Below are 11,500 nucleotides of genomic sequence, written 5' to 3'. Positions count from 1 at the left end.
CTGTTTTTAATCCCTTTTAATACTTAAAAATATAGTATTTTTGGGCATGGCTGGCAAATTGTAGAAATACCAATTTGATAAAAGGAGTTAACTTAAAAAATTATGCAAATTCATATTTATGCACAGCAAGGAGATATTGCCGGAGTTATGCGTGAAATAGCTAATGGTGTTGATATTGATTGTTTAGAAGATGACCAGCAAACACCATTAATGTTTGCCCTGAGCAGCCCTAATGCAGGTAGTGACATGATTCGCTTTTTATTGGAACATGGTGCGAATGTGAATGCTGTTGAACCAGAACCAGAACATACTGTTCTGGAGTTTGCTGTGCAGTCAGGTAATGTAGAGAAAATTAGATTGGTTCTGGATGCAAGAGCAGATATTAACTATCGCAGGCAAGGAGAATATGATGTCTTAATTGATGCTATGCACGCTCGAAATATTTTGCAGGATGAAAACTTGATAGAGACTTTGAGTTTACTCATCTCTAGAGGTGCGAATGTAAATGGCATGAGTAGCTATGGTGAGACTGCAATTAAAGTAGCGGCTCATTTTGGAAGATTTGATGCTGTTCAATTATTATTGAATGCGGGTGCTGACCCAGAGCAACTGGGATGGACTCAATTAATGTACGCAATAGTTTTTGAGAGTTTAGAGCAAGTCCAATTATTACTTGAACAAGGTGCGGATCAAAATGTGCGTGATTGCTGGAATAGAACGCCTTGGTTATTGAGCATTCAGGTGGGTGAACTAGCTAAAGTCAAATTACTCCTAATGGCAGGAGCAAATCACAACGAGCGCGGAAATTGTGGACAAACGCCGTTAATGTATGCAATAGAAAATAATCGGCTGGAAGTCTTACAGTGGCTAATTACCCAGGGATGTGATATTGAAGCTACTGATGATTTTGGTAACACTGTGTTAATGATGGCCGCAGCGCGTGGTGCGACTGATTGCGTCAGAATTTTATTAGAGGCTGGTGCAAATGCTAGTAAAACCGATGATTATGATAACAAAGCTATTAAGGTAGCGAATAACCTAGAAATAGTGAAAATGCTAGTAGCTGCTGGTGAAGACTTGAGCGATATTAACGATGACACACGGCGATTGCTCACCGGAATTAACAACAGCACATTCTCATTATCAAAATTATCACCAGAACAGTATTTTGCTGGCAAACATCGGCGCTTTGGCAAAACCAATCCAGAGTTAATGGAAATCCCTTTTTGGCAAGCGATGGTTGCTGAATGTTGTTCTGCTTATACAGCCAAAAAGATTTTCGATGATAGAGAAAATTGGCAAGAATTTGCATGGTGCTATCAGCGATTTGGCAGAACCATTACACAATTACCAGACGGTAGAGTTATCGAAATTGCGGGCGAACATGAAGATTACTATGACCCCGATTTTTGTATTTATAACGATGTTGTAGTCTATCAAGGTGATGGGAATTTCCAGATTTTTGGGTATCCCGAAGATGTGTTTTCGCCAACTGATTTTCATTCGGCAACATTAGTTGAAGAATACATCTATATTATTGGTAATTTAGGATATATAGACGCAAGAATATCTGATGAAACTCCAGTTTATCGGTTAAATTGCCAAACCTTAAAAATTGAAAAAATAGAAACTACTGGAGAAAAACCTGGCTGGATTAGTCGGCATAAAGCTTACTATAAAGAATCAAATCAAATTTATATTACTGGTGGTAAATTGTGGCTCATGGATGATGAAAGCTCAGAATATATAGATAACTCAGTTGATCATGTCTTAAATTTAACGAAATTCACCTGGAGCCGTGTAACAGGTTATACCTCTTCTCCAAAATAAAGTAACAAATAATGACACGGAGACGCAGAGAATTTTTAATTGTGAGTGATTTACCGAACATGATATAACAATCAGTAAAACGTAGATGGCAATTAGGTAAAGCAGGTATTGCATAGCAGTATCAAAGCCTTAACTATGCTTAGTATTCCCTGATACGACTTATTTTATTACATATATGCCAATACTGAAAACAAAAATGGGTATGGTTTAAGCACCATACCCATCTCAAAAATTTTATCTCAACAATTACAGTTGCGGAACATACTGATTTTTTTCTGGTACTTCAGTGTACTCAGCTACAATTCGCCGGAATTCTTCGCCGTCAATAGTTTCCTTCTCAATGAGCAAATCTACTAAGCGATCGCAGACGGTGCGCCGATCGCGCATAATCTTCTTAGCGGTTTCATAGCAATCTTCGACAATCGCCCGTACTTGAGCGTCAATACGAGCCGCGATCGCTTCTGAGTAATCAGAACGGGTCATCCAGTCACGACCTAAGAATACTTCGCCTTGCTGACTTTCCAAGGATAGCGGCCCTAAATCAGACATCCCGAACCGAGTCACCATTTGCCGTGCCATTCCCGACAACTGCTGCAAGTCTCCACCCGCGCCAGTTGTGACTTCCGCAGGCCCAAACACTACTTCTTCAGCAGCGCGACCGCCCAAAGCACCAGTAATCCGCGCTTTCAGTTGGGAACGGGAAATTAACCCTTGTTCTTCACTGGGACTAAACCAAGTCAAACCTTGTGCTTGTCCTCGTGGGATGAGGGTAACTTTTTGCACTGGGTCGTGGTCTTTTAACAAAGTTCCTACTAAAGCGTGTCCAATTTCGTGGTAGGCAATCAAGCGCTTGCTCTTGCTGTCTACTAAAGGAGTGCCTTCCATTCCAGCTACTACCCGATCCACTGCATCATCAATTTCGCGGAGGGTGATAGCTTCTTTGCGTCTTCTAGCTGTGAGAATGGCAGCTTCGTTGAGTAAGTTAGCTAAATCAGCGCCAGTAAAACCAGGAGTACGACGAGCGATCGCTTCTAATGATACGCTGGGGTCGAGTTTCTTGTTACGGGCGTGAACTTGGAGAATTTCTAAACGTCCTTTGATGTCGGGTGCATCAACAGTTACTTGACGGTCAAAACGTCCGGGACGCAACAAGGCTGCATCTAGTACGTCTGGGCGGTTGGTGGCAGCAATAATAATGATGCCTGTGTTACCTTCAAAACCATCCATTTCCGTGAGCAACTGGTTGAGGGTTTGCTCTCTCTCGTCGTTACCGCCACCGATACCAGCACCCCGTTGCCGTCCAACTGCATCGATTTCATCGATAAAGATGATACAGGGGGCGTTATCTTTGGCTTTCTTAAACAAATCGCGGACGCGAGATGCACCTACACCAACGAACATTTCTACAAATTCAGAGCCAGAAATGCTGAAGAATGGTACGCCTGCTTCGCCAGCGATCGCTTTTGCTAATAAAGTTTTACCTGTTCCCGGAGGCCCGACTAACAGCACTCCTTTGGGAATGCGCGCGCCTACAGCTGTAAATCTTTCTGGCTGCTTGAGGAAGGTGACGACTTCTTGCAGTTCTTCTTTAGCTTCTTCGATACCTGCTACGTCATCAAATTTCACGCCAGTTTTGGCTTCCATTTGGAAACGCGCTCTGGATTTGCCAAAGTTCATTGCTTGACCCGGCCCGCCTGGGAGGTTGCTAGAGCGACGGAACAAAAAGAACAGTCCAGCAATCAATAAAATCGGAAAAATCAGATTGCCTAATAGTCCCCAGATTGCGCCATCATTCCGCATCGGGTGAGCATCAAAACTAATTCCTTTAGTTTTGAGCTTGTTGATTAACTCAGGAGCGTTAATCGGCAAATCTACACGCCACCGTTGGACGCGATTTTCGATGTCTCGATCGACTGCTTCTATAATTGCTGTTCTGCCGCCTTCGTATAAATCCACGCTGGTGACGCGATCGGCATCCAAGTATTCCAGGAAGCGACCATAGGTCATGCGGGTATTAGCTGCATTCTTACCCATATCGGCAGGAGCATTAGCAAATGCCCCTTGCCAGAAGAAAAAGCCAATTACTAAAGCTGGCAATGTCCAGAGTGCTAAGACTCTCCAGGAAAATTTCATTTTAATTTGCCTCTAGATGCCATTACATTTATTCATTCCTAGCAACAGATGGTGATATCACCCTCCCGGTTGACAGCCGCTGGAGTTAGGAAAACACCACTTGCTACAACTTGGAAAATTAAAGCAACGCAGTCGCTTCCCTACCAACAGCACCGCATTTGCTCTGGGAGGGAAATCCTCCTTTGAACTGCTTGCTGTCTCACCTTAGTTACTAGATTAAGTTTGCAACGGATGTTTCTTAATCCATTTTGTTTAATCTGATATCCAGCCGTGTAACGCCATAGAACCACTGGGGCATTAGAGCGGTACCGACAAGAATCTTAATTAAAGTTAACTTAATTTTAATACAGCTTGGATTATCTAGCAGAAAATTTAAGATAGCGATCGCCATCACCAGGGGAACTCAGAAACCAGTTTTGCTCAGAGAGTGGAAGACTAAGGTTGCGATCGCGTTGGGTCTATAGACACCCTGTAGATTATTGTGTATATTCAAAGTATATACGTAAGACACATAACAGCATTTTGCTTTGACTAAGAAAGCTGAAGCTTAAACGTATAGTTTTCACGAAATTATTTTGGAGCTAACTATGACATCTGTTGTTGCTAAATGGGGAAATAGTTTAGCTATTAGGATTCCAAAATCGATAGCTGAACAAGCACACGTAACTGAAGGCATCAGCATCAATTTTTCTGTAGAAGGAAACAGCATTATTATCACGCCACAAAAAAGAAAAAAATATACTCTTGATGAGTTATTAGAAGGGATGACTCCTGAGAATTTTCATTCTGAATTTGAAACTGGCAATGCTGTGGGGAATGAAGATTGGTAGATAAACCATATTTTCCTGAAAGAGGAGATATTATCAAGTTAGAATTTGGAGCAGAGAAACAGTTTACTGTTAATTCAATTCAGCGTGCATTTGCCCTTCACAAAGCTGAAATGTCATTTGAAGAGATTGCTGTGACGCTGAATAATGAGCTTCAACAACAAGGACGCGAGCAACAGGGCTACCGCCCTGTTCTCGTTATATCTCCAATTAAATACAATCAAATGTCTTCTCTAGTTTTGGCGTGTCCCATAACTAGTAAATCAAAAGGGCTTAAATTTGAAGTTCCGCTTACTGAAAACATGAAAACAGCAGGAGTTGTGCTAGCCGACCAAATTAAAACACTTGACTGGAAAGCTAGAAAAGTAAAATTTGTTGAAACTGTTTCAATAGATTTAATAGAAGAAGTGCAAGCAAAGTTAGAAACGTTAATTTTCTAAATTAGCTTTTGTATAATATTTTAATCAAAAAATAATAATATAGGACTCATATTTGATTTCTGAAAAACTCAGTACATCTTAAAGAGCATTCTTTTCTGTTCCCTGTTCCCTTACTACGTAGATCGTTTCAGAAATCAAACCGAATTCCTATAGTATTCCTTTATCTTCATTAATGCCTTTATTTACTTAACTTCTGTAATTTGTAGCGTGTAAGGAAAATACTTGCCTTTTTCATATGAACCTACCCAAATTTGGTATTTTCCAGGAAGCCATTCACCAATTATACCGGGATTTTTACCATCAAAATCGTCGTTGCACCAAGTGCCGCCAGGGCCTTTGATCGTGATGGTGGTGTCTTGAGGACTTTGCACTTGCAATTTCAAGTAATCAAATTTACTTGAGAGTACCAAAGTGTGGTCTGGTGCTTCATCTACAAATCCAGTACACGGGCCAGTAGGTGTTTCTGTTCTGCCAGCAATTTGGTTTTCAGGTACTGAACCGCCACTCATACCTCTAACTACCAAGGGATCTGGAGAAAATTGGCGATCGATAGTGACATCTCCAAATATTGGTGGCGTTTCTTGTGCATCAGCTATTACATGAATGTTAGGTGTGAAGCACAGCGTAACTACCATCAATGATAATCTTATGCCTTTGGAGAGAGTAGTTTTTGACATTGCAATTATGTAAAATCTCAGTGTTTCAGAAGACACTAATTTTACACAATGAGTTCCCAATACGAGAGTAATTGGCTACCTGTTTGAGATTTGGTGTGAGAGATGAGCGTGAGTAAATAGCCAGCGATTTGCTGTAATTTTGGCTGCTGCTGATAAATAAGGACGCACAAATGTGCGCCCCTAAAATTGTTCTAAACCTGCAAGTAGTCGCTAATTAGCTGCTGCGATCGCCGCGTTCAAGCGCAACTTATCTAAGCCGATCTGATTCAAGAGTAACCAGGATTGAATCAAATCGGGACCGTGAACGTCTCCAGTTAAAGCTGCTCGAAGCGATCGCATCACTAAGCCTTTCTTGACGTTTTGTGCTTTCACCACCTGTTTAATAATGTCTTGAGCTATTGCTTCTGATAGCGGCTGATTTTCTAAGACTGTAAGAATTTCCTTCAAAGCAGCAACAGAACCTTCTTGTTTCAGTTGTTGGCTGGCTTCATCGCTAAATTCAACTGTATCGCTGAAAAACAGTTGGCTGATAGCTACGGCATCTACTAGACGAGTCAGACTTTGACTAATCAAAGTTACTAACTGCTCTAACCAAGGGCGCTCTCTTCCACCGTCAAATTTATATCCAGCTTCTTGCCAATAGGGTATAACTAAATCTGTTAATTTATCTATTGGCATGTTATGGATATACTGACTGTTTAACCAATCCAGTTTTGCCCAATCAAATTTTGCGCCTGCTTTATTGACGCGCTCAAAGCCAAATTCTTTGGCTGCTGCTTCTAAAGTGAATATTTCCTGAGTGGAGTCTGGCGGCGACCAACCCAGCAATGTCATGTAATTCACCAAGCCTTCAGGGGTAAAACCCATTTGCTTAAAGTCAGAAATCGAAGTTACTCCATCCCGCTTGGAAAGCTTACGCCCTTCCATATTCAAAATCAGAGGCGAGTGAGCAAATTCTGGAATTTTTGCTCCTAAAGCTTCATAAAGCAGAATTTGCTTGGCGGTATTGGCTATGTGGTCTTCTCCCCGGATGATATGGGTAATTTGCATATCTATGTCATCCACCACAACGACAAAGTTGTACAGTGGTTGCCCTGTACCTTCTTCTGAGGCACGGGCGATGACCATATCGCCACCTAAATCGCTACCTCGCCAAGACATCGTTCCCCGTACTAAGTCGTTCCAGACGATTTCTCGCTCATCTTCAATTTTGAAGCGAATCACAAAGCTGCGTCCTTCAGCTTTGTAGGCAGCTTCTTGTTCTGGCGTAAGATTGCGGTGACGATTATCGTAACGGGGGGCTTCGCCTCTGGCTTTCTGGGCTTCTCGTAGTGCTTCTAGTTCCTCAGAAGTGGTGTAGCAGCGATAAGCTAGTCCTTGCTCTAAAAGTTTTTCTACTGCTTGTTTGTATAAATCTAGACGTTGAGATTGGAAATATGGGCCTTCATCCCAATTCAGTCCTAGCCAACTCAAACCTGTAAGGATATTTTCCGTGTATTCGGGACGCGATCGCTCTAGGTCTGTATCTTCGATTCGCAGAATAAATTTTCCGCCGTGGTGGCGGGCAAACAACCAGTTAAATACAGCCGTTCTGGCAGTGCCAATATGTAAATTTCCGGTTGGACTTGGAGCTATACGGACTCTAACAGTCACAGTTGATTCTCTCTTTCACAAAGAATGACAAATTTAGCTTATGTCCTGAGTCTGTAGAGATGCGATTCGTCGCGTCTGTACTGAGTCTAGGAACTATGGACTTTTCGGTACTCCACATTACCTACGTCCAATTCATATCATACTCAGGACTCAGCACTCATAACTTTTTACGGGACTGACGGGGCTCGAACCCGCAACTTCCGCCGTGACAGGGCGGTGCTCTAACCAATTGAACTACAGTCCCTTAATTGGCAACTTTGTTATTATGCCTATTTTTTTTTAAATTGTCAAGTATATGGGAGTAAGTAATTTAAAAGAAGTCAGTAGGCAGAAGTCGCAAGTCACAAGTCACAAGTTATTCTCCCTCATCCTCCTCATCTCCCTCATCTCCCCCTGCTTCCCCAGCCTCCCTCATCTGCTCATATTGAACCTGATGCTACAAACTGTGATTTTGATGCCAGATGCCGTAGTATCCGAGATTGCAATTGTTTGTACTGCTGCTTCAATAATTGTTTGCTCAACTGAGGTTGAGAAGAATGCGGTAATTTTTTGCTTTGTTCTACCCAGACTTTCAACATCTGCCGTTGGGTAGGATCGATGAGACTGCTGAGAACATTCGCGCAGGAATGGGGTGCTTCTAAAGCAAAGCAAATTAAAGGGTAGCGTTCGTTTTCCGCCAATGAATATACTAATCGCTGAACTTGGGGATTTTGCATATCTAGATAGCAGGGTAGCCATTTAGGGCCAAGTTCTTGATTGTAAAGTACTGTCACCCATAGCAACATCGGGTGCGGGGATGTCACGAAAATAAACTGGTTATAACGCTGAGAAAGCGAACGTTTTTTAATTTCTTGTTTTGGCAACATCAGCCATAGCGTCGCTGTAGTTCCTTGTGTAGTGTCTAGTAACTGAGGAAAAACTATTTCCTGAATTGGTTTATCTTGAGGCCACACAAGTTGCCAACAGGCTTGTTCTATTGCTAGAGGTAATCCAGAACCCAAGGGAATATTAGAAGTGGGTCTTGAGGATAAAGTTGTAGGAAAATTGGGACAGTTGGAGTGTTCTAAGCTGTTTAATATTTGCAGGATGACAGTGATATTTTGAGGGCGATCGCTAGCTGATTTCGCTAGACAAGCTACGATCAAATCATTGAGCTGCTGAGGTATTTTGAGTTGGGGATTTACGTCTGCGATCGCTCTTGGTGGTTCAAAGTGATGAGCTTTATACCAAGCACCAAACATGTCTGTTTCTGGCTTCCAAGGTTTATCACCTGTGAGCATTTCAAACATCATCACGCCCAAGCTATAAATATCAGAGCGACTATCTAAATCTCCTCCTTCTAATTGTTCGGGAGAAGAATAGGGTAAAGTGCCATTAAATCCTTTATTTGTACTAATTGTAGCTGCATAATTTAAAAATTTAACAATCCCAAAATCGAGTATTTTTACTAACTGACCTAATATGGGATCGGGAACAACTAATATATTAGCGGGTTTAATATCTCTATGAACTAATAGATAAATTTTGCCGTCAATATTAATACCTTGATGAGCGCACTGCAAGCCTAAACAAATTTGACGGGCTAGAGTCAAAAACTTAGGTAAAGGCATAGGAATCAAATCTTTCAAGCTCCTGCCGTTCAAATATTCCATGACATAGAACGGTTTACCTTCTTCGCTAACACCGTAATCGTATGCTCGCACAATATGTATAGTTTTTTGACTCAAAGCTGCACTAGTACGTGCTTCCCGCTCAAAGTCTTTTTTAATTTTTTGATTGACAAAAGTCTGGGAAAGGAATTTTATAGCAACTGGTGTTCCTCCTAGTAAAACATCTTCTGCTAAAAAAACTTCACCCATGCCACCCCTACCAATCAACTGCTTAAGTTGGTAACGATTGGCAAGTAACTTTGTAGTGTGTGGTGACACAGATGCGCCTTGATTCACTTTTACAACCTCTGCTGTTGCCGCAAGTCAAAATTAATAATTCACAAGCTCAGATGATATAAACTAATTTACCCAGATTTCAATTATTATGAGCTAAAATTTGGAAAAATCTCTCAAACAATTTAGATACCCAAGTTCTAAAACTGCTTTTACTAATTTGTGGGTTTACTGCCAAATTTTGCAAGATTTCCAACTTGAGTTTTTCGTACTCGGTTTTTAAAAGAGTTCTAGCTTGGTTAGACGAAATTAACTCATCTGAGTTGTGATTTAGGGCTAACCAATCTGCAAGCTGCTGACGTTGAGTAGCTGTAAGGGTTAAAGTCATGACATGAGCACAACGCGTCGGTTCTTCCAAAGCAAAAAACAGCAAATGGTAGTAGCCTCTCTCTGCTAAAACACGGACTATTTTTTGTCCTCTATTGTCTTTCATATCTAAGAAATAAGATAGCCAGCGTGTTAGAGAAAGTTGAGCATCATATAATACTGTTACCCACAATAGCATTGGGTATACATTGATTTTGGCAATAAACTCAGTACCATATGTTTTATCTAAAAACTTGGTGATTTCTTGTTGTGACAACATTGCCCAATAAGTTGCTACAGTACCTTGATTTGTATGTAACAAATGAGGAAAACCAATTGGAGCAATTGGTTTATTTTTTGGCCAAGTTTTTTGCAAACATTCTTTTTCAGATACAGAAGTAACAGGTACTAGTTGAACTGTAGATAAGTTTTCTAAAGAGTCATTGTTAATGGGTTGAGCATCATAATTTTGCAACTTAACACTTTCTAAAGTTTCTAATATTTGACTAATATTTTGTGGGCGATCGCTTACTTCTTTAGCCAAACAACTCATCACTAATTGTTGTAATTCTTGGGGTACTTTTACTTGGGGATTAACTTCTGTAAATGCAGGTGGAGTTTGAAAACGATGAGCTTGATACCATGTACCAAAGGAGTTACTTTGCGTTTGAAAAGGATGTTTGCCCGTCAACATCTCAAACATTAACACTCCCAAACTGTAAATATCAGAGCGCACATCTAGTAGTTTGCGTCCTTCCATATGTTCTGGAGAACAGTAAGGCAAACTACCAATAAAAGAATCAGTCAGTGTCATCCCACTTCGCTCTGTTAAAAACTTAGCAATGCCAAAATCGAGAATTTTCACGATCTCGCTTTTAGCATTATCAATTAGGAATATATTTTCTGGTTTGATATCTCGGTGAACAATGGGATAAATCTCTCCTTTGAGGCTAATACCTTGATGAGCGCACTGTAAACCTAAACAAATTTGCTGACAAATATCCAAAAATTTTGTAATTGTTAATGGCTCAACTTTGAGGATTTGTTTTAAATTTTTCCCTTGGAGATATTCCATGACATAAAAGGGAGTTTTGTCCTCTGTGACTCCGTAACTTAACACGCGGACAATATTCTTACTTTTACGCCCCAATTGCGCGCCGATAAAAATTTCTCTAGCAAAACGTTGCGATATTTGCTGATTTGCCAAATTCAGCATCAAAATTTTTACTGCAACTGGTATACCACCTTTGGCTGCATCCTCTGCAAGGTAAACCCTGCCCATTCCCCCTTTGCCAATCAAATCTCTTATTAAATAGCGATTATTTAAAAACTTTCCAATATAAACATCTACTTCTGTTTTGGGCTTTAGCATATTTGGAAATTTTACGCTATAAAATAATTTATAATATCCTGAAAACTATTAAAATAATTTCCTTCAACTCTTAATTGTATCCAGTAAAAATTTCCAGAAAGTTAGAGAATTGATTGTAGAAGATAAAAATATCTCAAAGAGAAAGTTAACTTTTCATCAAAATACTTCAAAATCTTATGCAAATTTTCTTAAATATTATGTAACATATTAATCAAGCAAAATGTATGGGAGAATTTACTGAATCAATTAACATACTGGCTTTCTTTGCTTATATACAGTAGTAAATTCACGTAAAAAGCAGAAAAATGTCAAGAAGGTC

At 40.4% G+C, this 11,500-nt stretch carries 8 protein-coding genes and 1 tRNA gene; 3 read left to right on the top strand and 6 right to left on the bottom strand.

Annotated elements, in window-relative coordinates; genetic code table 11:
• Positions 1–102: 102 nt before the first annotated feature.
• The gene (locus tag I8752_RS04485; protein ID WP_225895438.1) at positions 103–1,830 is read left to right on the top strand and encodes an ankyrin repeat domain-containing protein; all 1,728 of its coding nucleotides are present in this window, start codon (positions 103–105) and stop codon (positions 1,828–1,830) included.
• A gap of 246 nt (positions 1,831–2,076) precedes the next feature.
• Here the strand turns inward: I8752_RS04485 and ftsH2 are convergent, their stop codons facing one another.
• On the bottom strand, positions 2,077–3,963 hold the full coding sequence (gene ftsH2, locus I8752_RS04480; protein WP_214431124.1) for an ATP-dependent zinc metalloprotease FtsH2: 1,887 nt from the start codon (positions 3,961–3,963) through the stop codon (positions 2,077–2,079).
• Positions 3,964–4,550: 587 nt separating this feature from the next.
• Here ftsH2 and I8752_RS04475 point away from each other — a divergent pair.
• Positions 4,551–4,793 carry an AbrB/MazE/SpoVT family DNA-binding domain-containing protein gene (locus I8752_RS04475; protein ID WP_214431123.1) on the top strand — a complete coding sequence of 81 codons (243 nt, stop codon included), beginning with the start codon at positions 4,551–4,553 and terminating at the stop codon, positions 4,791–4,793.
• A complete protein-coding gene (locus I8752_RS04470) occupies positions 4,787–5,230 on the top strand; it encodes a type II toxin-antitoxin system PemK/MazF family toxin (RefSeq protein ID WP_214431122.1) in 444 nt (147 codons plus the stop codon). Before I8752_RS04475 ends, I8752_RS04470 begins: the two co-directional genes overlap by 7 nt.
• A gap of 182 nt (positions 5,231–5,412) precedes the next feature.
• Here I8752_RS04470 and I8752_RS04465 read toward each other — a convergent pair whose 3' ends face one another.
• The 5 genes from I8752_RS04465 to I8752_RS04445 form a co-directional block, all read right to left on the bottom strand.
• Positions 5,413–5,907, bottom strand: a complete 495-nt coding sequence (locus I8752_RS04465; RefSeq protein ID WP_214431121.1) for a hypothetical protein — start codon at positions 5,905–5,907, stop codon at positions 5,413–5,415.
• Between the two features lie 210 nt (positions 5,908–6,117).
• On the bottom strand, positions 6,118–7,560 hold the full coding sequence (gltX, locus tag I8752_RS04460; RefSeq protein WP_214431120.1) for a glutamate--tRNA ligase: 1,443 nt from the start codon (positions 7,558–7,560) through the stop codon (positions 6,118–6,120).
• Between the two features lie 170 nt (positions 7,561–7,730).
• Positions 7,731–7,804: transfer RNA gene (locus I8752_RS04455), tRNA-Asp, on the bottom strand.
• Between the two features lie 175 nt (positions 7,805–7,979).
• Positions 7,980–9,506, bottom strand: coding sequence for a serine/threonine protein kinase (locus I8752_RS04450; RefSeq protein WP_214431119.1), 1,527 nt, complete (start codon positions 9,504–9,506; stop codon positions 7,980–7,982).
• A 79-nt stretch (positions 9,507–9,585) separates the two neighbouring features.
• Positions 9,586–11,181 (bottom strand): serine/threonine protein kinase, encoded by a 1,596-nt coding sequence (locus I8752_RS04445; protein WP_214431118.1) that lies wholly within the window; start codon positions 11,179–11,181, stop codon positions 9,586–9,588.
• Between the last annotated feature and the right edge of the window lie 319 nt (positions 11,182–11,500).

The organism is Dendronalium phyllosphericum CENA369 (genome assembly GCF_016056275.1).
GTDB classification, from domain to species: domain Bacteria; phylum Cyanobacteriota; class Cyanobacteriia; order Cyanobacteriales; family Nostocaceae; genus Dendronalium; species Dendronalium phyllosphericum.
Note: the sequence above shows the minus strand (reverse complement) of the source record. Positions and strands in the feature narration are given on the sequence as shown.

Bases quoted from the DNA above. Each gene is read 5' to 3' on its own strand.
- I8752_RS04485 (WP_225895438.1), top strand. From the start codon at position 103: ATGCAAATTCATATTTATGCACAGCAAGGAGATATTGCCGGAGTTATG.
- ftsH2 (WP_214431124.1), bottom strand. From the start codon at position 3,963: ATGAAATTTTCCTGGAGAGTCTTAGCACTCTGGACATTGCCAGCTTTA.
- I8752_RS04475 (WP_214431123.1), top strand. From the start codon at position 4,551: ATGACATCTGTTGTTGCTAAATGGGGAAATAGTTTAGCTATTAGGATT.
- I8752_RS04465 (WP_214431121.1), bottom strand. From the start codon at position 5,907: ATGTCAAAAACTACTCTCTCCAAAGGCATAAGATTATCATTGATGGTA.
- I8752_RS04445 (WP_214431118.1), bottom strand. From the start codon at position 11,181: ATGCTAAAGCCCAAAACAGAAGTAGATGTTTATATTGGAAAGTTTTTA.